Source organism: Paraburkholderia ginsengisoli NBRC 100965, from assembly GCF_000739735.1.
Classification (GTDB): Bacteria; Pseudomonadota; Gammaproteobacteria; order Burkholderiales; family Burkholderiaceae; genus Paraburkholderia; species Paraburkholderia ginsengisoli.
Genome location: NZ_BBJF01000004.1, coordinates 558,914 through 584,038, shown reverse-complemented (window position 1 = coordinate 584,038; position 25,125 = coordinate 558,914). Strand labels below are relative to the sequence as shown.

General features: G+C 65.8%; 21 protein-coding genes. 11 read left to right on the top strand and 10 right to left on the bottom strand.

All coding sequences use genetic code 11. From position 1 onward, the window contains the following. Positions 1 to 239: 239 nt before the first annotated feature. The 3 genes from BGI01S_RS06685 to BGI01S_RS06675 are packed head-to-tail and all read left to right on the top strand — an operon-like array spanning position 240 to position 5,629. Entirely contained in the window at positions 240 to 812 is a 573-nt protein-coding gene (locus BGI01S_RS06685) for a DUF2760 domain-containing protein (protein WP_042323498.1), read from the top strand. Next, positions 809 to 2,656 carry an Hsp70 family protein gene (locus tag BGI01S_RS06680; protein WP_042323496.1) on the top strand — a complete coding sequence of 616 codons (1,848 nt, stop codon included), beginning with the start codon at positions 809 to 811 and terminating at the stop codon, positions 2,654 to 2,656. The genes BGI01S_RS06685 and BGI01S_RS06680 overlap by 4 nt, the downstream gene beginning before the upstream one ends. Positions 2,657 to 2,665: 9 nt before the next feature. Continuing rightward, positions 2,666 to 5,629 (top strand): Hsp70 family protein, encoded by a 2,964-nt coding sequence (locus BGI01S_RS06675; protein WP_174447387.1) that lies wholly within the window; start codon positions 2,666 to 2,668, stop codon positions 5,627 to 5,629. Between the two features lie 121 nt (positions 5,630 to 5,750). Here BGI01S_RS06675 and BGI01S_RS06670 read toward each other — a convergent pair whose 3' ends face one another. Both BGI01S_RS06670 and BGI01S_RS06665 read right to left on the bottom strand, forming a co-directional pair. Continuing rightward, positions 5,751 to 6,032 carry a hypothetical protein gene (locus tag BGI01S_RS06670; protein WP_042323493.1) on the bottom strand — a complete coding sequence of 94 codons (282 nt, stop codon included), beginning with the start codon at positions 6,030 to 6,032 and terminating at the stop codon, positions 5,751 to 5,753. A 334-nt stretch (positions 6,033 to 6,366) separates the two neighbouring features. After that, positions 6,367 to 7,149: a glucose 1-dehydrogenase gene (locus BGI01S_RS06665; protein WP_042323491.1), complete on the bottom strand. Its 783-nt coding sequence runs from the start codon at positions 7,147 to 7,149 to the stop codon at positions 6,367 to 6,369. A gap of 132 nt (positions 7,150 to 7,281) precedes the next feature. Here BGI01S_RS06665 and BGI01S_RS06660 point away from each other — a divergent pair, with 132 nt between their 5' ends. Then, complete coding sequence (locus BGI01S_RS06660) at positions 7,282 to 8,190, top strand: LysR family transcriptional regulator (protein ID WP_042323489.1); 909 nt, start codon at positions 7,282 to 7,284, stop codon at positions 8,188 to 8,190. A gap of 44 nt (positions 8,191 to 8,234) precedes the next feature. Here the strand turns inward: BGI01S_RS06660 and BGI01S_RS06655 are convergent, their stop codons facing one another. After that, the gene (locus BGI01S_RS06655; RefSeq protein ID WP_174447386.1) at positions 8,235 to 9,263 is read right to left on the bottom strand and encodes a GGDEF domain-containing protein; all 1,029 of its coding nucleotides are present in this window, start codon (positions 9,261 to 9,263) and stop codon (positions 8,235 to 8,237) included. Positions 9,264 to 9,527: 264 nt separating this feature from the next. Here BGI01S_RS06655 and BGI01S_RS06650 point away from each other — a divergent pair, with 264 nt between their 5' ends. Together BGI01S_RS06650 and BGI01S_RS06645 are read left to right on the top strand one after the other, a co-directional pair. Then, positions 9,528 to 10,757, top strand: a complete 1,230-nt coding sequence (locus BGI01S_RS06650; protein WP_042324465.1) for an amidohydrolase family protein — start codon at positions 9,528 to 9,530, stop codon at positions 10,755 to 10,757. A 130-nt stretch (positions 10,758 to 10,887) separates the two neighbouring features. Next, a complete protein-coding gene (locus BGI01S_RS06645) occupies positions 10,888 to 11,784 on the top strand; it encodes a LysR family transcriptional regulator (RefSeq protein WP_042323484.1) in 897 nt (298 codons plus the stop codon). A gap of 143 nt (positions 11,785 to 11,927) precedes the next feature. On the opposite strand, the gene phnX is transcribed toward BGI01S_RS06645, so the two are convergent. Together phnX and BGI01S_RS06635 are read right to left on the bottom strand one after the other, a co-directional pair. Further along, the gene (gene phnX, locus BGI01S_RS06640; RefSeq protein WP_042324463.1) at positions 11,928 to 12,731 is read right to left on the bottom strand and encodes a phosphonoacetaldehyde hydrolase; all 804 of its coding nucleotides are present in this window, start codon (positions 12,729 to 12,731) and stop codon (positions 11,928 to 11,930) included. 73 nt (positions 12,732 to 12,804) lie between these two features. Beyond that, positions 12,805 to 14,058, bottom strand: a complete 1,254-nt coding sequence (locus tag BGI01S_RS06635) for a 2-aminoethylphosphonate--pyruvate transaminase (RefSeq protein ID WP_042323480.1) — start codon at positions 14,056 to 14,058, stop codon at positions 12,805 to 12,807. 125 nt (positions 14,059 to 14,183) lie between these two features. Between BGI01S_RS06635 and BGI01S_RS06630 the strand changes: the two genes are divergently transcribed. After that, complete coding sequence (locus BGI01S_RS06630; protein WP_042323478.1) at positions 14,184 to 15,068, top strand: LysR substrate-binding domain-containing protein; 885 nt, start codon at positions 14,184 to 14,186, stop codon at positions 15,066 to 15,068. Positions 15,069 to 15,341: 273 nt separating this feature from the next. Here BGI01S_RS06630 and BGI01S_RS06625 read toward each other — a convergent pair whose 3' ends face one another. Both BGI01S_RS06625 and BGI01S_RS06620 read right to left on the bottom strand, forming a co-directional pair. After that, positions 15,342 to 16,088, bottom strand: coding sequence for a glucose 1-dehydrogenase (locus tag BGI01S_RS06625; RefSeq protein WP_042323477.1), 747 nt, complete (start codon positions 16,086 to 16,088; stop codon positions 15,342 to 15,344). 391 nt (positions 16,089 to 16,479) lie between these two features. After that, positions 16,480 to 17,253, bottom strand: coding sequence for a sulfite exporter TauE/SafE family protein (locus tag BGI01S_RS06620; RefSeq protein WP_042323475.1), 774 nt, complete (start codon positions 17,251 to 17,253; stop codon positions 16,480 to 16,482). 155 nt (positions 17,254 to 17,408) lie between these two features. Between BGI01S_RS06620 and BGI01S_RS06615 the strand changes: the two genes are divergently transcribed. Beyond that, positions 17,409 to 18,293: a LysR family transcriptional regulator gene (locus BGI01S_RS06615; protein ID WP_042323473.1), complete on the top strand. Its 885-nt coding sequence runs from the start codon at positions 17,409 to 17,411 to the stop codon at positions 18,291 to 18,293. A 187-nt stretch (positions 18,294 to 18,480) separates the two neighbouring features. Next, positions 18,481 to 19,461: a PDR/VanB family oxidoreductase gene (locus BGI01S_RS06610; RefSeq protein ID WP_042323471.1), complete on the top strand. Its 981-nt coding sequence runs from the start codon at positions 18,481 to 18,483 to the stop codon at positions 19,459 to 19,461. Positions 19,462 to 19,566: 105 nt separating this feature from the next. On the opposite strand, the gene catC is transcribed toward BGI01S_RS06610, so the two are convergent. The 3 genes from catC to BGI01S_RS06595 form a co-directional block, all read right to left on the bottom strand. Further along, entirely contained in the window at positions 19,567 to 19,857 is a 291-nt protein-coding gene (catC, locus tag BGI01S_RS06605) for a muconolactone Delta-isomerase (RefSeq protein WP_042323469.1), read from the bottom strand. 140 nt (positions 19,858 to 19,997) lie between these two features. After that, on the bottom strand, positions 19,998 to 20,906 hold the full coding sequence (catA, locus tag BGI01S_RS06600) for a catechol 1,2-dioxygenase (RefSeq protein ID WP_042323467.1): 909 nt from the start codon (positions 20,904 to 20,906) through the stop codon (positions 19,998 to 20,000). A 58-nt stretch (positions 20,907 to 20,964) separates the two neighbouring features. Next, positions 20,965 to 22,122 (bottom strand): muconate/chloromuconate family cycloisomerase, encoded by a 1,158-nt coding sequence (locus tag BGI01S_RS06595; RefSeq protein ID WP_042323464.1) that lies wholly within the window; start codon positions 22,120 to 22,122, stop codon positions 20,965 to 20,967. Positions 22,123 to 22,375: 253 nt separating this feature from the next. Here BGI01S_RS06595 and BGI01S_RS06590 point away from each other — a divergent pair, with 253 nt between their 5' ends. Both BGI01S_RS06590 and BGI01S_RS06585 read left to right on the top strand, forming a co-directional pair. Further along, on the top strand, positions 22,376 to 24,124 hold the full coding sequence (locus tag BGI01S_RS06590) for a SulP family inorganic anion transporter (RefSeq protein WP_042323462.1): 1,749 nt from the start codon (positions 22,376 to 22,378) through the stop codon (positions 24,122 to 24,124). A 103-nt stretch (positions 24,125 to 24,227) separates the two neighbouring features. After that, positions 24,228 to 25,115, top strand: coding sequence for a LysR family transcriptional regulator (locus tag BGI01S_RS06585; RefSeq protein WP_042323460.1), 888 nt, complete (start codon positions 24,228 to 24,230; stop codon positions 25,113 to 25,115). Positions 25,116 to 25,125: the final 10 nt, after the last annotated feature.

The window sequence follows — 25,125 nt, the reverse complement described above, 5'->3', positions numbered from 1 at the left end:
TTGCCCGCTAGAATGGCCGCCTTTGCGCGCTTCGGGCGCGCTGCAAGGCAAAATACGGGTTTTGCGCGCGTCGTCCGCGCCGCAATGTCCGATGAATCCCGCGTCGGCGGCAGGCTCCGCCGCGGCCTTCGCAAACACGCACGACGGCGGCCCGACCTTGCCCAGCAAGGCCGCGCGGCCCGTCAGGTGCGGCGCAGCCAGGACAGCTCGTCCTTTAACAGAGCCCCTCAGGAGCATTTATGACCGATTCGAACCCATCCTTCCTCGGCAGGATTTCACTTGCCGTCGGCACGTTTTTCAGCATTCTCGGCGATGGCGAATTCGCCGCCAACGTGATGCGTCTGCGTAAAGGCGCCAGCGCGGGCGCAACCGCGCCGGCCCCCACACCGGCCCCGGCGCCCGCACCGCAACCCGCGCCCACGCTGAAAGAAGCCACAGCCGACGCCGCACTGCAGCTGCTCGGCCTGTTGCAACGCGACGCGCGCTTCATCGACTTCGTCGAAGAGGACATCAAGAACTACAGCGACGCCGACATCGGCGCCGCCGCGCGTCTCGTGCACGATGGCTGCCGCACGACGCTGCGCGAGCACTTCACGATCCGCCCGGTACGCGACGAAGCCGAAGGCGCGCGCGTGACGCTTGCGGAAGGTTTCGACGCAAGCGCGATTCGCCTGACCGGCAACGTCGTCGGCAAAGCGCCGTTTAGCGGCAGCATCAGCCATCGCGGCTGGCGCGTCGACGAAGTCCGTCTGCCGAAGCTCGCGGACAGCCACAACGCGAAGGTCATCGCCCCGGCGGAGGTGGAACTGTGAGCGACGCACGCTATTCGATCGGGATCGACCTCGGCACGACGCATTGCGCGCTGTCCTATGTGGACACAAGCGCGAGCGACGGCGAAAAAACCGCCCAGGGCGTGCTGCCGATCGCACAACTGACCGGCCCCGGCGCGATCGACAATCTCGATCTGCTGCCCTCCTTCCTTTACCTGCCGCATCCCGACGAACTGGCCTCCGGCGATCTCTATCTGCCGTGGACCGGTCAGCGCGAGTTCGCGGTCGGCGAGTTCGCCCGCAGCCGGGGAGCCGCCACGCCGATCCGGCTGGTGTCGAGCGCGAAAAGCTGGCTGTGCCATCCGGGCGTCGATCGCCGCGCGGCGATTCTGCCCAACGATGCGCCGCCCGAAGTCGCGCGCGTGTCGCCGCTCGAAAGCTCGGTGCGCTACCTGACGCACCTGCGCGAAGCGTGGGACCACGCGCATCCGGACGCGCCGTTCAGCGAGCAGGACATCACGGTGACGATCCCCGCGTCGTTCGATCCGGCCGCGCGTGAACTCACCGCGGAAGCCGCCGAGGGCGCCGGCTACGGCCGCATGACGCTGCTCGAAGAACCGCAGGCGGCGCTGTACAGCTGGATCCAGAAGAGCGCGGGCGGCTGGCGCAAGCAGGTCAAGGTCGGCGACATCATCCTCGTGGTCGACGTGGGCGGCGGCACGACCGACCTGTCGTTGATCGCGGTGATCGAACGCGAAGGCAATCTCGAACTGCATCGCGTCGCGGTCGGCGAACACATCCTGCTCGGCGGCGACAACATGGACCTGGCGCTCGCGCACGTGGTCGCGCGCAAGCTGGCCGCGCAAGGCACCCAGGCCGACGCGTGGCAACTGCGCGCCCTCACCTACGCGTGCCGCTCGGCCAAGGAAACGCTGCTCAGCGACCCCGCCACCGACACCGTGCCGCTCGTCGTGCCGAGTCGCGGCTCGAAGCTGATCGGCGGTTCGATCCGCACCGAACTCACGCGTGCGGAACTGACGCAGACGATTCTCGACGGCTTCTTCCCGCAAGTGGACAGTGCCGCGCGCCCGGTGAGCCGTGCGCGCGTCGGTCTGACGCAACTCGGTCTGCCGTACGCGCAGGACGCGGGCATCACGCGGCATCTGGCGGCGTTCCTCGGCCGTCAGGTCGGCGCGCTCGCCGAACTCGAAGGTCTGAACACTACCGCCGCGCAGGGCGCGAGTTTCCTGCACCCGACTGCCGTGCTGTTCAACGGTGGCGTGTTCAAGTCGCCGCTGCTGGTCGAGCGCATCATGGGCACGCTCAACAACTGGCTCACCGCGGAAGGCGCGGCGCCGGCGCGCCTGCTCGAAGGCGCGGACCTCGATCTCGCGGTCGCGCGCGGCGCGGCCTATTACGGCTACGTGCGACGCGGCCAGGGCGTGCGGATTCGCGGCGGCACCGCGCGTGCGTACTACATCGCGATCGAATCGGCGATGCCGGCCGTGCCTGGCCTCGAACCGCCGGTGCAGGCGCTGTGCGTCGCGCCGTTCGGCATGGAGGAAGGCACTGACGCCGAGTTGCCCGCGCAGGAGTTCGGCCTCGTGGTCGGCGAGCCGGTGCATTTCCGCTTCTTCGGATCGTCGGTGCGTCGTCAGGATCAGGTCGGCACGCTGCTCGACTTCTGGGGCCCGGAGGAACTGCAGGAGCTCGACGAAATTCAGGCGACGCTGCCCGCCTCCGGCCGCACCGCCGGCGAGGTCGTGCCGGTGAAGCTGCATGCGCGCGTCACGGAAGCGGGCACGCTCGAACTCGAAGCGATGCCGCGCGGCTCCGACGAGCGCTGGAAAGTCGAGTTCGACGTGCGCGGCAACGTGTCCGCGTAACGCATCCGCATGACCGGGATGAAGCGCTACAGCGTCGGCATCGACCTCGGCACCAGCAACACGGTGCTCGCCTACGCGGAGGCCGGGGCGCAGGACGGGTCCCAGCCGATCCGCGTGTTCGAGATCGAGCAGCTGGTGAGTCCCGGCCAGGTCGCCGCGCAGCCGCTGCTACCCTCGGTGCGTTATCACGCGGCCGAGGGCGAACTGAGCGCGGGCGATCTGCGTTTGCCGTGGTCCGGAGAGGTTCGCGCGGGCTCTGGCGCTCATGCTGCCGCTGCTGGCTGCGCCGATGACTCGCAGCCGGTCGTGCTCGGCCGCCTTGCGCGCTCGCTTGGCGCTCAGGTGCCCGGACGGTTAGTTGCAAGCGCGAAGAGTTGGCTTTCGCACGCCTCGGTCGACCGCGTGGCGCCGATCCTGCCGTGGGGCGCCGCCGACGATGTCCGCAAAGTCTCGCCCGTCGACGCGAGCGCGGGCTATCTCGCGCACGTGCGCGCCGCGTGGAATCAGCGCTTTCCCGACGCGCCGCTCGAACAGCAGGACGTGGTGCTCACGGTGCCGGCATCGTTCGACGAAGGCGCGCGCGCGCTGACCGTCGAAGCGGCGCGTCGCGCCGGCCTGCCCGCACTGCGGCTGCTGGAAGAACCGCAAGCGGCGTTCTACGACTGGCTGTTCCACCACCGCGAGCGGCTCGTGAGCGAACTCGCGCACACGCGTCTCGTGCTGATCTGCGACGTGGGCGGCGGCACCACCGACCTCACGTTGATTGAAGTGAGCATGCAGGACGGCGAGCCGCAACTGACGCGCATCGGCGTGGGCAATCATCTGATGCTCGGCGGCGACAACATGGATCTTGCGCTGGCGCATCTGGTCGAAGCCCGGCTGCCGGGTGGCGATGCGGGCACGCCGCGTCAGCGCTTATCGGCGGCGAGCCTGTCGCAACTGGTCGAGCGCTGCCGCGGCGCGAAAGAACAACTGCTCGGCCCGCAGGCGCCCGACTCGGCGTCGATCACGCTGCTCGGCGCGGGCTCGAAGCTGATCGGCGGCGCCCGCACCGCGCAGGTCACGCGCGACGAGGTCGAGCGGGTCATCGTCGATGGCTTCTTTCCGGCGGTGGCGTCGCACGAACGGCCCGGCCGGCCGCGCGGCGCAATCGTCGAATTCGGCCTGCCGTACGCGACCGATGCGGCGGTCACGCGACATATCGCGGCGTTTCTGAGCCGCTTCGCGGCGCAGTCGCGCAAAGCGTTGGGCGGAACGGCCGACGGTGAGAGCGGTGTGTCAGACGTCAGCGGCGGCCCTTCCGTTTCAATCGACGCGTCCGGCACACGCAGCACCACCGGCGCCAGCGAAGACAACGCCGACGCCCTCCCCGTCCCCGACACGTTGTTGCTCAACGGCGGCGTGTTCCGCGCCGAAGCGCTCACGCGACGTCTCGCGAATACCCTCGGCACGTGGCGCGGCGCACCGCTGAACGTGCTGCACAACGACAACCCCGACGTGGCCGTCGCGCGCGGCGCGGTCGCCTATTCGCTGGCGCGCGCGGGGCATGCGCCGAAAATCGGCGGCGGCTCGCCGCGCAGCTACTTCCTCGTACTCGACGAAACCGCCGACCCGAAGTCCGACGATGAAGCGGCGCCACGCGGCATCTGTCTGTTGCCGCGCGGCACCGAGGAAGGCCACGAGATTCTGATCGCCGATCGCACGTTCGCGCTGCGCCTCGGACATCCGGTGCGCTTTCACCTGGTGTCGTCGAGCGCGGACTCGGTTTATCAGGCCGGCGAGTTGATCGATCTCGCGAGCGGCGACTTCGTGCGCCTGCCGCCGATCGCCACCGTCGTCGACCCGCGCGGCGCGCGCAAGACGCACGAAACGCTGGTGCGGATCGCGACGTCGCTCACCGAAGTGGGCACGCTCGACGTGCATTGCATCGAACTCGACGACCCGGCGCAACGCTGGCTGCTCGAATTCCAGTTGCGCGGCGAGAACGCGCAGACGGATCTCTCCGCCGACTCCACACCGGCTCGCCACCCGTCACTCGACAGCGCGCTCGAACAGATCGACCGCTGCTTCGGCTCGCGCGCGCAAAAGGTCGACCCGAAAGAAGTCAAACGGCTGCGCGCGCACCTCGAACAACTGCTGGGCCCGCGCGACAACTGGAACAGCGCGTTGCTGCGCGAACTGTTCGGCGCGCTGTGGGAACGTGCGCGGCGTCGGCGGCGCTCCGCCGATCACGAACGGCTCTGGCTGAATCTGGCCGGCTATTGCGTGCGGCCGGGTTTCGGCTATCCGCTCGACGAGTGGCGCGTCGAACAGCTGTGGTCGCTGTTCGACGACGGCATTCAATACGTCAACGACAGCCAGGTCTGGTCGGAATGGTGGACGCTCTGGCGGCGCGCCGCAGGCGGTCTCGACGAGAGCGCGCAACTGCGCGTGCTCGACGCGATGGCGTATCTGCAAACGGCCGCGCAGTCGCGTCACAAGCTGCCCTTCGACGTCGCGAAAACGGGCATTGCCGATATGGTTCGACTGAGCGCGTCGCTCGAACGGATTCCGCTCGAACGCAAGATCGAACTCGGCGAGTCAATTCTGACGCGGCTGAAAAAGCCCGCGGAAAATCATCAGGGCTGGTGGGCGGTCGGCCGCATCGGCGCGCGGCGGCCGTTCTACGGCAGCGCGCACAGTGTCGTGCCGCCGGAGGTCGCGGGACAATGGCTGACCACGATCCTCGGGCTCGACTGGAAGAAGGTCGACCCTGCCGCGTTCGCCGCCGTGCAGATCGCGCGCATGACCGGCGACCGTTCGCGCGACCTGCCCGAGGATTTGCGCCACACCGTCGTGCGCCGGCTCGAGGCGCTCAATGCGCCGCGCACGTGGATCACGATGGTGAGCGAGAGCGTGGAACTCGATAACGCCGACGAAGGCCGCGTGTTCGGCGAGTCGTTGCCGGTAGGGCTGAAGTTGATTGCGAGTTGAGTTGATCGCGAGCTGAAGAGTTGAGGTGAGTACTCCGACGTGAGTCGCAGCCCGTTCTTTCGCTTTGCCGTTCACGTCGCTTCAGCGCCGCGTCGAAGCGAACTCTAACTTGTCGCTTCGACTAGCCCGGCTCGAAACTCAAAACGGCCTGCGCCGCCGACAGACAGTCACGTTTCTGCAAACTCTCCGCCAACAGTTCGCGAAAAATGAGCAGCTTGTCGGGACCGTACAGCGAGCGAAATTCGTCGAACACCTCGGCAATCGCGGCGCGTTGCGTCGCCGGACTTCGTGTGCTGGCAATGTACGAACTGCCGCGCGCCAACTCCATCAGGTAAATCGATCTGTAAAGCGCCTTTTCGGCCTGCAGGCCGCGTCGACGGCCGCGCTTTTCTTCTTTGGGCATCGTTGTTTTTCTCCGCCGTTTTCGATACGCGCGATGCCGGCCGGTGTCCCCGGCCTTCCCGTCGGCCGGGTTGCATGTTCTGCGAACTTGCTGCGTGCCGGCTTATCCCCGCGCTCCCGCAGACTATCTAAACAACACTGCCTTAAGGAAACCTTATGCGTGCGTGAAAAAGTGCATCGCGTGTACGCGATTTTCACGTGCCTTGCGCACACGTTGCGCGATTAGGTAGTTCTTGCCCATGGGCTCAAACGCCACCCGCTTTCGCATGCAAAAAAGGCCGGTTTTTCAACCGGCCTTCTCGCACCTCATCGCGACTGAAGCGTAACTGCCGCGATTACACCTGCACCATCCCGCCGTCGACGAACAGCTCGATACCCGTGATGTAGCTCGCGTCGTCGGAAGCGAGGAACGAAACGGCCTTCGCGATCTCGTCGGGTTCGCCGACCCGGCCGAGCGGCGTGGTGTCGCTGACATGCTGCCGGTACGCGTCGATCTGTTCGTCCGTCATGTGCAACTCGGTCTTGTACGCGGGCGTAACCACCACGCCAGGCGCGACCACGTTCACACGAATATCGCGGCCCTTCAGATCCGAAGCCCAGGTGCGGGCGAACGAACGCAACGCCGCCTTGGTCGCCGCGTACACGCCAAACGCGGGCACGCCCTGAATCGAGGTGACCGAACCGGTGAGCACGATCGCGCTGCCACTCGGCATCAACGGCAACGCTTTTTGCACGGTGAACAGCGTCCCTTTGACGTTGATGTCGAAGTACTTGTCGAACTGCGCTTCGGTGATTTCGCCCAGCGGCGTGAACTCGCCGCCGCCCGCATTCGCGAACAGGATACCGAGCCGCTGATGGGCGTCGCGAACCGCGGTGAACATCCGGTCCAGATCCGCGGCCGACGAGATGTCCGCGCGAATCGCGACCGCGCCGTGCCCGATGCGCTCGACCGCTTCGTCGAGTTCCGCCTGACGTCGGCCGGTGATGTAGACCTTCGCGCCTTCCCGCGCGAAACGCGTGGCCGCTGCAAGGCCGATCCCGCTGCTGCCGCCGGTGACCAGCACGATCTTGCCGGCGTGTTTGGTGGCGTGGAGGTTCGAGAAAATGGACTGATCCATGGTTGACTCCGATGTGTGTGAGGTCGTTCGACCCAGTAACTACAGCTTATTTCACACGCGCACAGAGATAAATAGGTATTCTATGGTTTCTTTATCCACTGTTGTGAATAATTACTCGCACCTCGGGACCTCATGGATCATTTGCAAGCCATCCGCATCTTCGCGCGCGTTGTGGAAACCGGCGGCTTCAGCCGCGCGGCGCAATCGCTACAAATGCCCAACGCGACAGTGAGCAAGTGGGTCAAATCGCTCGAGGACCACCTCGGCGTGAAGCTGCTCGAGCGCAGCACGCGCAGCGTCAATGTGACCACCGACGGTGTCGCCTACTATGAGCGCATCGGGCCGCTGCTCACCGAGCTGGACGATATCGAAGCGACGCTGGGACGTGACCGCGCGAATCCGCGCGGCGCGTTGCGCGTCGACAGCGGCGGCTCGACCGCGAGCGGCATTCTGATTCCCGCGCTGCCGGAGTTTTGCGCGCGTTATCCGGACATTCAGGTGCAGTTGAGCGTGACGGACCGCACCGCCGACCTGATTGCCGAGAACATCGATTGTGCGATACGCAGCACCGCCGACGACCCCGCGCTAGTGACCCACGCGATCGGCACGCTGCGCTGGACCACCTGTGCGAGTCCCGCGTATCTGGCCGCGCATGGCACGCCGCTTCATCCGCAGCAGATCGTCGACGACGCGCACGCGGTGGTCGGCTATTTTTCCGCGAACAGCGGCGTCACGCAGCCGTTGCGTTTTGCACGGGACGGCGAATCGCTCGTGCTCGACGGCGTGCGCAACACGGTGCTGGTGAGCGAAAGCAATGCCCATCTGGCCACCGCGCTGGCAAGCCTCGGCATCGTGCATACGCTCGATTTCATGGTGCGTCCAGCTATCGCACGCGGCGAACTCGTGCCGATCCTCACCGACTGGCGGCCGGCGCCGTTGCAGGTTTATCTCGCCTATCCGCCGAGCCGGCGCTACAGCACGAAGGTGCGCGTGTTCGCCGACTGGGTGAGTCAGGTGTACGCCAATCTTCAGGATCACTGATGGTCAGGGCCGCGGCGGCACAACGCAAATCACGCCGCGCCCGGCTACGCCATGGTCACCCGATTTCGACCGCCATGCTTCGAGCGATATAACGCACGGTCCGCGCTCGCGAAGCCATCGCGATGTGCGGGTCGCGAATGCTCGCTGATACGCGTGAGCGACGCGCCCACGCTCACTGTCACCACGCCGAGCGGCGAAGCGCGATGCTCGATCGCCAGATCGACGACGCCTTGACGCAGCGTTTCGAGCGTGTCTTCGAGCGCGGCAGCTTCCGCTTGTAGCACCAGCAGCCCGAACTCCTCACCACCCATGCGTCCGACGACGATGCGCTCGCCATCGGCTGCCGCCTGCATCACCGAGGCGACCGTGCGCAGGCAATGATCGCCCGCCTGGTGACCGTAGGTGTCGTTGTATTGCTTGAACCAGTCCACGTCGACCACCACCGAGCCCATCACGTCGCCGTCCCGCGCTTCCTTCCAGCGGCGCGCGATGCTTTCGAGCAGAAAGCGCCGGTTGTACAACTGCGTGAGCGGATCGATCGCGGTGGCCGTGCGCATCTTCAGATCGTTCTCGATCATCGCGCGCAAATGGTAGAACACGCCCCGCTGCCCGTCGTCGAGCCGTCCGGGCGATGGGTCCATCGCGCACAACGCGCCGACGATCTCGCCGTTCGGCGCACGCAACGCGATCGCCGCATAGAAGCGCACGAACGGATAGCGCTGCACCAGCATGCATTCGCCGAAGCGGTCGTCGTTGTGCGCGTCCTCGATGACGAACAGCTCCGCGTCGCGCACCGCGTAGTCGGCGAGCGAGCGCGCGCGCGTGACGAGCGGCATCGCGATGCCGACCTCGGCACGGTAATGCTGGTATTCCTCGTCGAGCAACGTGATCGCGGTGATCGCCGCGCCGGTCACGCTCTTCAGGATTTCCGCCGCGTGCGTGAAGCACTCGCGCATCACCTGATCGTCGTGCAACAGCCACTCGATCACCGAGGACTCCACCTCGGGCTCGCCCGCGGCGAACGGATCGGCCATCCGGCTGGAGAGACGGTCGTTACTGTGAGCGAGTTGCACGGCGGAGTTCCAGAATGTGATCAGCCTATGTCAACGGCATAAAAACCCGAAACTTGAGTGCCGTGGATGGCTCGCCGGCGAGGCTTTTTTAACGGCGGATGACACGGCGGCCGCGACCGGCGCCCGGCCACGCGAAGTACAATCACACGCCAGCCGCGCGCCGTCTTCGTTTGCCTGACCAGCGGGCAGCGTGCTCCTTTCAACTGACAATTGCGTGCGCCCCGCCGCGCACTGCCGATTGCCCGTGCCGCCGCCGACCTGCTCATGACCACGACCGCCTTGCCCCGTACGACGAACGCCTGGCTCATCACGAACGTACGCCGCACGGACGGCGCGCGCGTCGACGTGTCGATCGCCGATGGACGCATTGCGGCGATCGGCCCGAATCTCGCGCGCGAGCCCGGCGTCGCGATCGAGGACGGCGCGGGCGCGCTGCTGCTGCCCGGTTTCGTCGAAGGCCATACGCATCTGGACAAGAGTCACTGGGGCATGCCGTGGTATCGCAACGAAGTCGGGCCGAAGCTGACCGACCGCATCGAGAATGAACGCCGCTGGCGCGCGCAGAGCGGTCATGACGCGGGCGCGCAATCGCTCGCGCTGGCCCGCGCGTTCGTGCTCGCGGGCACGACGCGTCTGCGCACGCACGTCGATATCGACACCGAGGCGGGTCTGCGCCACCTCGACGGCGTGCTCGCCACGCGCGCGACGCTACGCGACGTACTCGACCTGCAGATCGTCGCGTTTCCGCAGTCCGGCCTGCTCGGCCGACCGGGCACCGACGCGTTGCTCGACCGCGCGTTGAGCGCGGGCGCGGACGTGCTCGGCGCGCTCGACCCGGCGTTGATCGACGGCGATCCGGTGGCGTCGCTGGATCTGACGTTCGGCCTCGCGCAGCGTCATCAGAAGCCGATCGACATCCATCTGCACGAGCCAGGCGAAATCGGCGCGTTCACGCTCGGGCTGCTGCTCGATCGCGTCGCGGCGCTCGGCATGCAAGGCCAGGTGGTGGTGAGTCACGCGTTCTGCCTCGGCGCGCTGCCCGAACGCGAACGCGATGCGTTGCTCACGCGTCTCGCCGATCTGCGCGTGGCGCTGCTGACGACCGCCCCGCCATCGACACCGGTGCCGCCGCTGAAAACCTGCATCGAGAAAGGCGTCACGCTGTTCGGCGGCAACGACGGCATTCGCGACACGTGGACGCCCTACGGCTCGCCGGACATGCTCGAACGCGCGATGCTGATCGCGATGCGCTACAACCTGCGCCGCGACGACGACCTCGCGCTCGCGCTCGACTGCGTGAGCGGCACCGCCGCGCGCGGCTGCGGATTCACGCATTACGGCCTGCACGCGGGCGCGCGCGCCGACCTGGTGCTGGTCGACGCGGACACGCTCGCGCAGGCAATCGTCGCGCGGCCGCCGCGCAAGCTGGTGGTCGCGAACGGCCGGATCGTCGCGCGCAACGGCGCGCATGCGCAGCATCGCCCGGCCGACTGACCACGCGTGCTTGACTGCAAGCACTGGTGAGCGGTGGCGAGGCGCTGAGCCGGCACGAAGCCGAACCGGGCTCGCGCCGGGCGCTACACTTCACGCCACTGGCCATAACGAACACGTTTTACGCACTCACATGATCAATCTCTTCCAGGCCATGCAGGCTTTCGTCAAGGTCGCCGACGCGGGCAGCTTCGCGCAGGCCGCGGCGCACCTCGGCGTGTCGACCTCGGTGGTGACACGCCACGTATCGAGCCTCGAACAGCATCTCGGCATCCGCCTGTTCCAGCGCACCACGCGCAAGGTCGTGCTGACCGAGGCCGGCGCGGAATACGCCGACGGTTGCCGCATGCTGTTCGCCGAACTGGAAGAAGTCGAATCGCGCGCGACCACGACGTCGAAGGAAGTGGCCGGCGATCTGCGGATCGTCGCGTTGGGCAGCTTCTCGCTGTTTCGTCTCACGCCGCTGTTCGCGGAGTATCAGGCCAAGTTTCCACATGTGAATCTGCGCGTCACGCTGACCGAGAAACGCGTCGATCTGCTCGAAGGCGGTTTCGACGTGGGCATCGTGACCGAACATATGATCCGCTCGGAGTCGCTGGTGGTGCGGCGTCTGCTCAATTCGCACGCGGTGCCGGTGGCGTCGGCCGCTTATCTCGCGCAGGCCGGACGTCCGAACAAGCCGGCGGACCTCGCGAAGCATCGCGTGATCGCCGCGCCGCTCGACACCACGCCGCAGAGCTGGATATTCAGCCATGACGACGGCGACGACGAAGGGGTCGCGCTCGATGCGTCGTTCACGGTGAACAGCATGATCATGCAGAAACAGGCGGCGCTGGGCGCGATGGGCATTGCGTTGCTGCCGCTGGAGATGGTCGCCGACGAACTGCACGCCGGCACGCTGGTGCGGGTCCTCGACGACTATGCGGTGCTCAACGGCGATGTCGCCGTGTCGCTTGTTTATCCGAGCCGCGAGTTCGTGCCGCGCAAGGTGCGCGAGTTCATCGACCTGGCGGTGGGGTACTTCAAGTGAATGACTGCTTCAGTGAGCCGGCGGGAATAGCGGCCGTTGCGCTGTTCTGATTTTTTGGCGCCGCTATATTGCCGCGAGCATAGCGGCCACCGCCTCGACCGCCGCCACCCGCGCTCCTCCGCCACGCGGACCCACTCACCTCGTCACGGCCGCTCGCCCCGATCGAGACGCGCGTCGATGTCGTACACCACCGGCATCAGATCGGCGACGCTGTCGATCACATAATGCGCGCCGGCCGCCTGCAACTTCCGGATCGCCGCGTCGCGGCGCGCCGCGAACTCTTCCGGGGACAACGCCTTGACCTGCGCCTCGGTCATCCCGAACGCGTTGCCGCTCACCGAAACGCCGACCGTCCACGTCCCGCCGTTGAGCCCCTCCTCGATGCCGACCGCCGTATCGTCGACCTTGATCGCTTCCTTCGCGCGCCACACGCCCAACGCGGGCAACGTCTTGTAGATCATGTACGGCGACGGCCGCCCTTCAGGCGTGTCGCCGGTACAGACGATGCTGTCGGGCACGAAGCCCTGCGCGGCCGCGCCCGGCACGATCTCGTCGATGATCTCGCGCGTATAGCCGGTGGTCGTGCCAATGCGGACGTCGTCGCTGCGCAGCGCGCTCGTCACTTCGGCCACACCCGGAATCACCGAGCTGTAGCTCGCCGCGACCGCGATGTTCTTCGGCACGAACACGTCGTAGACGGCATCGATATCGGCTTCGCCCGGCGCGTGCCCGTGCTTGTCGGCCCAGGCTCGCGCGACACGCGGCAGCGCCATCAGCGCGGCGATGTGCGGACGCTTGGCCATGCCCATCGGGCCGCGTGCTTCGTCGATCGTGATCGACACGCCGAACTGTTCGAAGGTCTCGACGAACGCGCCCATCGGCGCGAGCGAACCGTAATCGACCACCGTGCCGGCCCAATCGAAAATCACCGCCTTGACGTGCTTTATGTGCTTCATTGACTTCAATCCTCTCGAGGTTCCGGGCGCGCGCGGCAGGCCGCGCGTTGTCTTCACGACTCGTTCAGGCCGCTTGCGCCAATACCTTGCGTTCTTCGAGCGCGGCAGCCGGCGGCGCGGCATGGTCGACGCCCATCGTCTGCAACGACGCGGCGCAGGCCTGCACCACGCGGCGCATCACGTGCTCATCCACCTGGCCGATGCAGCCGATGCGGAAACTGTCCACCACCGTCAGCTTGCCCGGATAGATGATGAAGCCCTGTTGTTTCATCAATTCGTAGAAGCGCGCGAATTCGAACGACGGATGCGCCGGCGCGAAAAACGTCACGATGATCGGCGAGCGCCAGCGCGCGTTCAGCAACGGCTCGAAGCCGAGGGCCTGCATGCCCGCGACCAGCACGTCGCGATTGTTCGCGTAACGCGCGAGGCGCCCGGACTGGCCGCCTTCAAGTTTGTACAGACGCAGCGCCTCGAGAAACGCGGCCACCGTGTGGGTGGGCGGCGTGAAGCGCCACTGCCCGGTGCGATTCATCACGTCCCATTGATCGTGGACGTCGAGCGCGAGCGAGTGACTACTGCCTTTCGCTTCCTGCAATGCGCGCTTGCGGGCAATCACGAAGCCGAAACCTGGCACGCCCTCGATACATTTATTCGCCGACGACACGAACGCCTCGCACGCGATCTCGCGCACGTCGAGCGGCACCGCGCCGAACGCGCTCATCGAATCGATCAGCAGCTTGCGGCCGTGCTTCGCAGTGGTGGCGGCGATTTCTTCGAGCGGATTGAGAATTCCCGAGCTGGTTTCGCAATGCACCGCGACCACGTGCGTGATACGCGGATCGGCGGCCAGCATGCGCTCGACTTCCGCGCCGCGCGGCGGCAGATAGTCTCCCTTGTCGAGCAGCGTGTACGCGCGGCCGAGATAGCCGAGCGTGGTCGCGATGCGCTTGCCGTACGCGCCGTTCGCGAGCACCAGTGCATGGCCGTCGCGCGGCAGCAGGCTGCCGAGCATCGCTTCGACGCAATAGCTGCCGCTGCCTTGCAGCGGGACGCAGTCGTATTCGCTCGCGGGGTTGTCCACAGCGTCACCCGCGATTTCCAGCAGGCTCGCGCGCAGTTGCGCGGTCATCGCGCGGAAATCGCCGTCCCACGAGCCCCAGTCGCGCAGCATCGCTTCCTTGGTCGAACGGGCGGTGGTCAGCGGGCCGGGCGTCAGCAGGTAAGGCTCGCCGCCGGCGGGCGCGGCGCAGGGCGTCGCGCGCTGCGTGGCTGAAGACGCAGCGGACGCCGCCGGTGAAGGGTCGATCGCGCTTTCCATGTGCGGTACTCCGATATTGCCTGGTCGATGCAAGACACGGTACCGAAACGGCGAACATCGGTAAAATCGATATAATCGATGACCATATCGATGAAACTTATACGGCAAAACTCAGCGAGGCTCACGTGCAATACGCGCAATTGCGGGCGTTTCATGCGGTCGCCGAACATGGCGGGTTTTCGAAAGCCGCGCAGGCGTTGTCGCTGACGCAGCCGGCCGTGTCGGATCACGTGCGGCGGCTGGAGCAGGACTATGGCGTCAAGCTGTTCGAGCGCGGACCGCGCGGCGTCGAGACTACTGAACTGGGCTTGCGTCTGTTCAGCGTGACGCGGCACATGCTCAGTTGCGAGCGCGACGCGCGGCAGTTGCTGGAGTCGGCGGGCGGGCTCGAATCGGGATCGCTGTCGCTGGCCGCCGACGCGCCCGATCTCGCGGTCGCATTGATTGGCGCGTTTCGCAAGCTGCATCCGGGGATCGTCGTGACGCTGTCGATCGCGAATGCCGCGGACTGCATGCAGCGCGTGCTGTCGAGCGCGGTCGATGCGGCCATTACCGCCGCGCCGCAAGTGCACAGCCGGCTCACGTCGCGCGTGTTGCGGCGCGACCCGCTGGTGGCGATGGTGCCGGTCGGCCTTCCGGTCGCGAAGAAACGCAAGCTGAGCTACGCCGAGCTGGTCAAACAGCCGATGATTTTCCGCGAGTCGCAATCGGTCACGCAGCAGCTGCTCGAAATCGAACTGGTGCGCGCGTCGTTGCAGGTGGAACCGGTGATGTACGTGGACGGACGCGAAGCGCTGGAAGAAGCAGTCGCGCAAGGGATGGGCGTGGGGGTGATCGCGCGCGCCGAATTCAACGAGTCGCGGCGGATCAGGATGATCCCGCTACAGGATTGCCAGGTGCAGATGATCGAGTCGCTGACGCGGCTCGCCGAGCGGCCCGGATCGATTCTGCTGGATGCGTTGTTCGCGGTGCAGTTGCCTGACAGCGCGTCTGTTGCGGGAAGTGAATGAAAGCGTGAGCCGCCCGGCAGGCGGCGGTTGCGCCAGCGGCGGCTCGACTGTGGTCGCCCGTCCTACTTCGCTGCGGTGCTGCATTGCATCTTTCGCGGCGTAGCCATGTTGCGACGCATGCGGATGCGGCCCCGTACGCCCATCCGCACCCGCACGCCTTGTTGCTGTGCTGCCGTTACGACGCTTCTCCCGTCGCACGGCCGCGCTATCAGTCGTACATTGCGCGTGCGCTACTCTCAGGCCGCACCGCACGCCATCGCGCAACCTACTTGCTCAGCGCGAACCGCCGCTGGCAATCAGGCTTTCGCCCGTCATCCAGCGCGAGTCGTCGGATGCGAGGAACACGACGACATCCGCGATATCGTCAGGCTGGCCGACGCGTCCGAGCGGCGTCGTGCTGACCGCCCACGTTTCGAAGTCCGAACCGATGATTCCCGCGCTATGCGTGCCCTCGGTCGCGACCATGCCCGGATTCACCGAGTTCACACGAATCTTGCGCGGGCCGAGTTCCTTCGCGAGTACGCCGGTGATGCCGTCCACCGCGCTTTTGGTCGCCGTATAGACCGCGCTGCCCGGCGGCGTGATGCGGCTCACCACCGAACTGACGTTGACGATGCTGGCGCCTTCGCCGAAATGCCTGACTGCCGCCTGCGTGGTCAGCAGCAGACCCAGCACGTTCACATTGAAGTGCTTATGGAAGTGCTCTTCGGTGATCTCTTCGATCGGCGCGAATTCGTACACGCCCGAATTGTTCACGAGGATGTCGAGGCGGCCATAGGTTTCGACCGCCGTATCGATGATGCCTTGCGCGTCGGCCGCTTTGGCGACGTCGCCGCCGACCGCGATGGCCTTGCCGCCCGCCGCGGTGATCGCTGCCACCACGCTGTCGGCGCCCGCCTTGCTGGACGCGTAGTTCACGACCACCGAGGCGCCCTGCGCGGCCAATGCCTTCGCGATAGCCGCGCCGATCCCTTTCGAACCGCCGGTTACAACCGCAACCTTACCTGTGAGCTTGCTCATGATGATGTCCTTTAAATGGGTTTCGCGCCGACGCGCTGTCGCGAAGATTCGCGGGCCTGACGTCGATGAAGCTGGAAATGCAGTGGCGCTGTCACTGGACACAATGTAGGCATGTCAGCAGCGTGGATAAAGCGGCTGAAGGCGAATAGATACGTTGGTTGAGCCGAACAATCGGCAATCGGCTGCGGCGGCATGCGCGTACACGCATGCTGCGCGAGATGGCGGGCCCGCATCGACGGACGCCTGGATGAGAAAGCGGCCTGTAAGTTCAGCGCTTACGTATCAGCGCGATCTGTGCACTGACGCTCGCCAACACGGCCAGCGCACCGAGCGTATCCAGAATAACGTGCCACACGATGCCCCTCCGTTGTTCGTTGCCATCACGTTGTCATTAAACGAATGCGCGCGCCATCAATTGAATGCCCAGCCCGAGCAGACAGATGAAGAACCAGCGGCGAAAGCTCGCCGCGCTGATGAGTCCGCGCACGCGCTGTCCGATCCACATGCCGATCAAGGCCGGCGCGACGGCGACGAGCGACGCGCTCAACTCATCGAGCGCGAACGCATGCGCGCTCGCCAGTCCGATCGCCAGCGCGATGGTCGACACGGTGAACGACAGCCCGAGCGCCTGCACCAGATCCTCTTTCTTCAACGCAAGGCCCTGAAGATAAGGGACCGCCGGGACGACGAACACGCCGGTGCCCCCCGTGACCACGCCGGTGATCGCACCGATGGCTGGCGACAGCCAGCGCTCGTGGCGCGCCGGCACCGAGAAGCGCCACGCCAGCAAGCCGGCCACCGCGTACAGCGTCAACGCGGCGCCGAGTCCGACGACCGCCCATGCGCCGCCCGCGCCCGCAATGAACGACGCCGCCGCGAGCGTGCCGGCGACGATGCCCACCATCATCGGCCACAATCGCCCGACCAGCGCCCGCACGCTCGGGCCCGCGAACAGCTGCCACAGGTTGGTGACGAACGACGGCAACAGCAGCAACGCGGCCGCCTGCGCCGGCAGCATCAATGTGCCGAGCACGCCCATCGCGACGGTCGGCAGACCCATGCCGGTCACGCCCTTGACGAAGCCGGCCAGCACAAAAGTCGCGGCGATCACGGTGGCGTGCGCCGCGAACGGACTCGCGAATGGACTCACAAGCGAAGAGATCATCGGGCGATTTTGATTGAAGTGACGGAAGCGATTTTCAGGTGCCGCCACGCGCTTCACAATGCGTAAGATACGTACCGTGACTTAGGCTGTGGCTAAGGCTGCCACCACGGCTGACCCTCCTCCTTCGGCAACTCCCACACGAACGACGACACCCCATGCGCTTCGACCTCATCGATCTCCGGCTCTTTCTGTCTGTGCTCGACACCGGCAGCATCACCCACGGCGCCGCGCGCGCGAACATGTCGCTGCCGTCGGCGAGCGCGCGGCTGCGCGGCATGGAGGACGCGCTCGGCATGCCGCTGCTCGAACGCGGCCGCCGGGGCGTCGAGTCCACGCCGACCGGCGACACGCTCGCGCATCACGCGCGGCTCGTGCTTGGCCAGATCGACAGGATGCAGGGCGAACTCGGCGAGCATCAGGAAGGCCGCAAGGCCTGCATTCGCCTGTGGACCAATACGGCCGCGCTCACCGAGTTCCTGCCTTCGGCGGTCGGCCACTTTCTGCGCGACCACCCGAACGTGCAGATCGATCTGAAGGAGCGGCAAAGCAGCGAGACCGTGAAGGCGGTACTGACCGGCGCCGCGGAGATCGGCATCATTTCCGACGCAGTCGAGCACGGCGCGCTGCAGACGTTTCCATTCGCCGTCGACAAACTCGTGTTGATCGCAAGCCGTGACGACCCGCTCGCCTCGCGCCGGCGCGCGACGCTCGCGGAAGTGGCCAAACGGGAGTTCATCGGTCTCAGCGCAGACAGCGCGTTGCACGCGTACCTCGGCGAGCGCGCGTTGCTGGCCGGCCAGACGCTCAGCTTCCGCGCCCACATGCGCACGTTCGACGGCATCTGCTGCATGGTCGAACAGCGCGCCGGCATCGGCATCGTGCCGGCCACCGCGGCGAAGCGTTATCGCGGCACGCCGGGCATTCGCACGATCGAGCTGGCCGAGAGTTGGGCCGCGCGCCAGTTGCTGGTGTGCATGCGCGATCTGAATGCGATGGCCCGGCCTGAAAAAGCGTTGGTGCGCCATCTGGCCGGGATCTGAACGTTTCGTCTGGATCGGCCAACGCCGTCGATATCAGCCGCATTTATCTATCGGGCTATTTTTAATCGATTTGCCTGATCGGAAGCGGGTTCTTATCCTTGACGCAAAACCGCATGCAATCCATGCATGCGACGCCCGCACTGCCTGCGGCAGTGCTTCTTGCAGCGCTTTTATTGTCGGCAGGATCATGGAAAGAACCACCTTCAACGTGCGCGTCGATAGCGTGTGCGACGAAGCGCACGGCGTGCGCTCGTTCAGCGTCTCGCGTGTGGACGGCCAGCCGTTCGACCACTACGAACCCGGCGCGCACATCGACGTCATCGGGCCGTCAGGACTCACGCGGCAATATTCATTGTGCGGCGACCCGGATCGACGCGACGCGCATCTGTTTGCGGTGAAGCGCGAAGACGCTTCGCGCGGCGGCTCGCGTTCGCTGCATGACGAGGTCACGGTCGGCAGCGAACTGACGATCGGCGCGCCGCGCAATCTGTTCCAACTCGCGCCCGGCGCCGATGAACACATTCTGGTCGCGGCGGGTATCGGCGTGACGCCGTTGTTGAGCATGGCGTACCGGTTGCTCAAGCAGGGGCAGCGCTTCACGCTGCATTACTTCTCACGCAGCGCGGAGCACGCGGCGTTCTTGCCGTTGCTGTCGCGCGCGCCGTTCAGCGATCACGTGAGGCTCCACTTCGGCGTCGCGCGCGAGCAGCTCGATGCAGTGCTCGGCGCCTGTCTGCAGGACGCGCGTGATGGCACGCACATCTATACCTGCGGCCCCGCGCCTTTCATGGCACGCGTGGTGGCGATCGGCGAAACGCGGGTCGCGCCGGACGCGCTTCATCTCGAACGTTTTGCGGCCGAACCGGTTGCCGCTACCGCTAACGGCGAAGCCGCCACGCTCTATGCTTTCGACGTGCGGATCGCGAGCAGCGGCGCTACCGTGCGCGTGGACAAGGGCACGACCATCGTGGCGGCGCTGGCGTCGATCGGCATCGAAGTGGACACATCGTGTGGCGAAGGGGTCTGCGGCACCTGCATGGTCGACGTGGTGAGCGGCGCGCCCGAGCACCGCGATCATTGCCTGAGCAAAGCGGAACGTGCGAGCGGCAAGGTGATCTGCTGCTGCGTGTCGCGCGCGAGCTCGCCGGAGCTGGTGCTGGATCTTTGACGCGTGGTTGCCTTTCGCGATAACGGCTGCCTGCAATAGAAAAAGGTGCTGCATCGGCAGCACCTTTTTCTCATCTCGCGCAGTCCTTGCGCGGCCGTTGAGCGCTTACCGGTCGTCGTCGCGCATCGACGATGCGTGCCGGCACAACGCGCGCACTTCAACATCCATATACGGAAACAGCGGCAACTGGCTCAGCACGTCGTGCAGATGCGCGGGGCTTTCCACATCGAACACGCTGATATTCGCGTAGCGCCCGGCAATTCGCCACAGGTGCCGCCAAACGCCTTCCTGCTGAAGTCGTTGCGACATCGCTTTCTCGTCGGCCTTCAGACGCGCGGCGCGTTCCGCATCCATATCCGGCGGCAGGTTGACGGTCATCTCGACGTGAAACAGCATGCTTGTTCTCCTGGTTTGAATCGATGGTGTGATCGGTAATGAAAGACCCTGGTTCACGCGGCAAATCACACGCCGCGTGAACCAGGGTCGACGGATTCCTGCGGTACGTTCACGCGTTTTCCGTTATGGCGTCGCCGGCATCAAGCCTCGGCGCGCACCCGTTCCACTTCGGCGCCCGGCAGGTTGTCGCGTTCGTTGAACAGCGTGAAGTCGAAGTCGATCAGCGCAAAGTTGCCTTCCACGCCATACGGCTTGCCTTCGGCGCCCTCGGCCTGCTTGACCGCCGGCACGAGGCCGTCGCGCGTCGCGAAAGCGAAGTCGTCCCACAGATACGGATCGCCGTCGATGTTGATCTGCGTGGTCAGCTTGCGGTGGCCCGGCGCGGACACGAAGAAGTGGATATGCGCCGGACGATGCCCATGACGGCCGAGCTGATCGAGCAGCAATTGCGTCTGACCTTGCGGCGGCACGCTATAGCCGACCGGCACGACGCTGCGGAAGCTGTATTGGCCTTCGGCATCCGTGCGGATCGAGCGGCGCAGATTGAACGCCGGCTGCGATTTGTCGAAGTACGAGTAGTTGCCGAGATGATTCGCGTGCCATACCTCGACGAGCGCATTCGCGAGCGGCTTGCCGTCCTCGCCGAGCACGCGGCCGCGCATCACCAGCGTCTGGCCGGGATCGGTGCCGTCGTCGAGCCGTGCGTGGCCGACCGACTCCGGCGCGCCCGCCACATACAACGGACCTTCGATCGTGCGCGGCGTGCCGCCTTCGATGCCGGCCTTCGCTTCCGCTTCGTCCAGACGCAAGTCGAGAAAATGCTCGAACCCGAGACCCGCGGCCAGCAGACCCAGTTCGCCGCTCTTGCCGGCTTCGCCGAGATAGTTCAGCGCGGTCCAGAATTCGTCGGGCTGCACGTCGAGGTCTTCGATCGTATAGAACAGATCGCGCACGATCCGGTTGACGATCTGCTTCGTACGCGGATTGCCTTCGCTGGTAGCGCTGTCGTTGATCTTTTGCAGCAACGTATCGATGGCCTGCTTGTTCATGGGGTATCTCCTTGGTTTGATATTCTGGATGGCTAACGGATGAGCCAATCCCTCAACTTCAATTCGTGGTGACGCTTGCGCCTTTGCGCGTATCGCGCCGCAGACGCGCGATCTTGTCCCAGTCGAGCGCGATGCCGAGGCCCGGGCCTTGCGGCAGATGCAGCGCGAAGTTTTCGTAGCGCAACGGCTCGGTGAGAATCTCTTCAGTTAACAGCAACGGGCCGAACAGTTCGGTGCCCCACTTCAATTCGCCGAACGTGCTGAAGAGTTGCGCCGAGGCGATCGTGCCCACCGCGCCTTCGAGCATCGTGCCGCCGTACAGGTCAATATTCGCCGCCGACGCAATTGCGGCCACTTGCGCGGCGCCGCTCAAGCCGCCCGATTGCGCGATCTTCACCGCGAACACATCGGCGGCACGCGCGCTCGCAATCGCGAACGCGTCCGCCGGGCCGTGCAGCGCTTCGTCGGCCATGATCGGCACCAGAGCGAGGTCAGTGAGGCGCTTGAGGCCTGCGCGGTTGTCGGCGGCGATCGGCTGTTCGATCAGCGTGACGCCCGCGTCGGCGAAACGGCGAGCCGCCCAGATCGCTTCCGATTCGGTCCACGCCTGGTTCACGTCGACCCGCACTTCGCCGCGTCCCTCCAGCGCCTTGCCGATCGCGACGACATGCGCGACGTCGTCGGCCACCTCACGCGAGCCGATTTTCAGCTTGAACACGCGATGACGCTTCGCTTCGAACACACGCGCAGCTTCGTCGATATCGCGGTTCGTGTCGCCGCTCGCGAGCGTCCACGCGACATCCACCGACTCGCGCACGCGGCCGCCGAACAACTCGGACAGCGGCACGCCGACGCGTTGCGCCTGGGCATCGAACAACGCGGTTTCGAGTGCGGACTTCGCAAAGCGGTTGCCTTGAAACAGCTCGCGCAGCTTTGCCATCGCAGCGCCTGGACGGGTGGCGTCCATACCTTTGAGCAGCGGCGCGAAGTACGTGTCGATGTTGACCTTGATACTCTCCGGGCTTTCTTCGCCATACGCGAGGCCGCCGATGGTGGTGCCCTCGCCCACGCCGACCACGCCGTCCGCGCACCGGATGCGCACGAGCACGAGAGTCTGGCAGTTCATCGTTGCGACCGAGAGGCGGTGCGGACGGATCGTCGGTACGTCGACGAGAATCGTCTCCACGCTCTCGATCTTCACGGGTGTTGCTGTCATTCGTTGCTCTCCTGAACTGCTGTAACCGGGAGCCCCATCTTAGGAACAAACCCGTGCAGCAGTCCAACACTCATTCAGACTACTTCCATACCGTGGCGGTATGGAATGCCGGAACGCACTCACGACCTGCACGTCGCACGGTCCCGCGCTACTGTCTTCGGCGGCTCTGCACTATTCTTTCTGTTAGGGCAGTGGCGGGCAGTACCCACTCCCTCTCGTGCGTGGCCGCGCTTCGACGTTAAATACCCGACTCATGCAAACCCAACGATCCACTCCCGCCGGCGAGCCGACCGCAAATCGTGCGCGCAGATGGCTGCGCTGGCTGCCAGGCGTCGTGCTGCTGAGGGAGTACCAGCTCCGCTGGCTACCGAGGGACGTGGCCGCGGGTCTCGTGCTCACCACGATGCTGGTGCCGGTCGGCATCGCGTATGCCGAGGCCTCCGGCGTGCCCGGCGTCTACGGTCTGTACGCGACGATTGTCCCGCTGCTTGCCTATGCCGTCTTTGGTCCGAGCCGGATACTCGTCGTCGGTCCGGATTCGGCGCTCGCGGCGCCGATCCTCGCCGTCGTCGTGACGCTGGCCGCCGGCGATCCGTCGCGCGCCATCGCGGTGGCCAGCATGCTCGCGATTGTCTCCGGCCTGTTCTGCATCATCATGGGGCTGCTGCGTCTGGGCTTCATCACCGAACTGCTGTCCAAGCCGATTCGCTACGGTTACATGAACGGCATAGCGATCACCGTCCTGATCAGCCAGTTGCCGCGACTCTTCGGTGTCTCCAGCGACGGCGACGGCTCTCTGGGCATTCTGATCAGCCTGGCAAAAGCCATCGCCGCCGCCCAAATCAACTGGTACAGCCTGGCGGTGGGCGCGGGCAGTCTCGCGCTGATCCTGCTGCTCAAGCGATTCGAAAGGCTGCCCGGCATTCTGATCGCCGTGGTGCTGGCCACGCTGTGCGTCTATGTGTTCGACCTCGATCGCGCCGGCGTGCGGGTGCTCGGCAAGATCCCGCAAGGCTTGCCCGCATTCGTGCTGCCGTGGGCGAGCGGCGCCGATCTGACCAGGATCTTGCTCGGCGGCTGCGCGGTAGCGCTGATCTCGTTCGCCGACACCAGCGTGCTGTCGCGCACGTTCGCGGCGCGGCTTCGCACGCGCGTCGACCCGAATCAGGAGATGGTCGGCCTGGGGGCGGCCAATCTCGCGGCGGGCTTCTTCCAGGGTTTTCCGATCAGCAGCAGCGCTTCGCGCACGCCGGTGGCCGAGGCAGCGGGCGCGCGCACGCAATTGACCGGTGTGGTCGGCGCATTGGCCGTCGCGGCGCTGCTGCTAGTCGCGCCGAATCTGCTGCGCTATTTGCCCAATAGCGCGCTGGCCGCAGTCGTCATTGCGGCGGCGCTCGGTCTGTTCGAATTCGCGGACCTCAAGCGCATCTATCGGATCCAGCAGTGGGAGTTCTGGCTCTCGCTCGCGTGCTTCGCGGGCGTCGCGGTGTTCGGCGCGATTCCCGGCATCTGCCTCGCGGTCGTGATTGCGATCATCGAATTTCTGTGGGACGGCTGGCGGCCTCATTACGCCATTCTCGGTCACGTCGAAGGTTTGCGCGGATATCACGACATCAAGCGCTATCCGCATGCCACGCGGCCCGCGGGCCTGCTGCTGTTTCGCTGGGACGCGCCGCTCTTCTTCGCGAACGCCGAACTGTTTCAGGACCGTCTTCTGGAAGCCGTCGCCGAGTACCCGACGCCGGTTCGACGGGTCGTCGTGACCGCGGAGCCTGTCACCAGCGTCGACGTCACGTCCGCCGACATGTTGCGGGAATTGAGCCGGATTCTCGGCGAGCACGGCATCGCGCTGCACTTCGCCGAAATGAAGGACCCGGTGCGCGACAAGCTCATCCGCTTCGAGCTGATCGACGTGATCGGCGAGCGACGCTTTCATCCGACAGTGGGCAGCGCGGTCGACGACTACCTGAAGGATTCGCACACCGCGCCGGATGAACGTTGACCGGACCCGCCCGCCTGGACTAACCTGCGCGTTCGCCGCGCGGCCTGCCGCATACTCAGCAACGTCGAGATCAATAAGAAACCTTTGTGCCTTAGGGGTATGCATGGAACTTCGCCAACTGCGCTACTTCATTGCGGTCGCGGAAGAGATGAACATCACGCGGGCCGCGAATCGCCTGCACATGACGCAGCCGCCGCTGAGCCGGCAGATTCAGCAGATCGAGGAAAGCGTCGGCCTGCCGCTGTTCGAACGCGGCTCGCGGCCGTTGCGTCTGACCGAAGCCGGGCGCATTTTCTATGCGCAGGCGAAGCGCCTCGTCGATGACGCCGACGAACTCGCGCCGCTCACGCGCCGGCTTGCGCAACTGGCCGAGCGCATCGTGATCGGCTTCGTGCCGTCGACGCTGTACGGCGCGCTGCCCGCCGTGATCCGCGCGTTTCGCGAGGCGGCTCCCCATATCGAACTGTCGCTGATCGAAATGTTCACGATCGAACAACTGGCCGCGCTCAAGGGCGGGCGCATCGACGTCGGCTTCGGCCGCCTGCGTTTCGACGACGCGCAACTCGCCCGCGAAGTGCTCGTCGAGGAACGGATGATTGCCGCGCTACCGCAAGACCATCCGCTCGCGCGACAGAAGAAGCCGCTGACGCTCGCCGCGCTCGCGCAGGAAACGCTGATCGTCTATCCGAGCACGCCGCGTCCGAGCTATGCCGACCAGCAACTCTCCGCGCTGCACGATCACGCGCTGGAACCGAAGGCGATTCATGAAGTGCGCGAATTGCAGACCGCACTGGGTCTCGTTGCCGCGCAGGTGGGTGTGTGCCTCGTGCCGGAAAGCGTCGAGGGCCTGCGCGCGCACGGCGTGGTGTACCGGCCGATTCCGGGGGCCAGCATCGCGTCGCCGATCATCATGAGCCGCCGCTTGCAGGACGAGTCGCCCGCCACCACGCTGCTGTGTTCGCTCGCGCGCGGGCTATTCAAACGCGCGTGACGCACGTGCG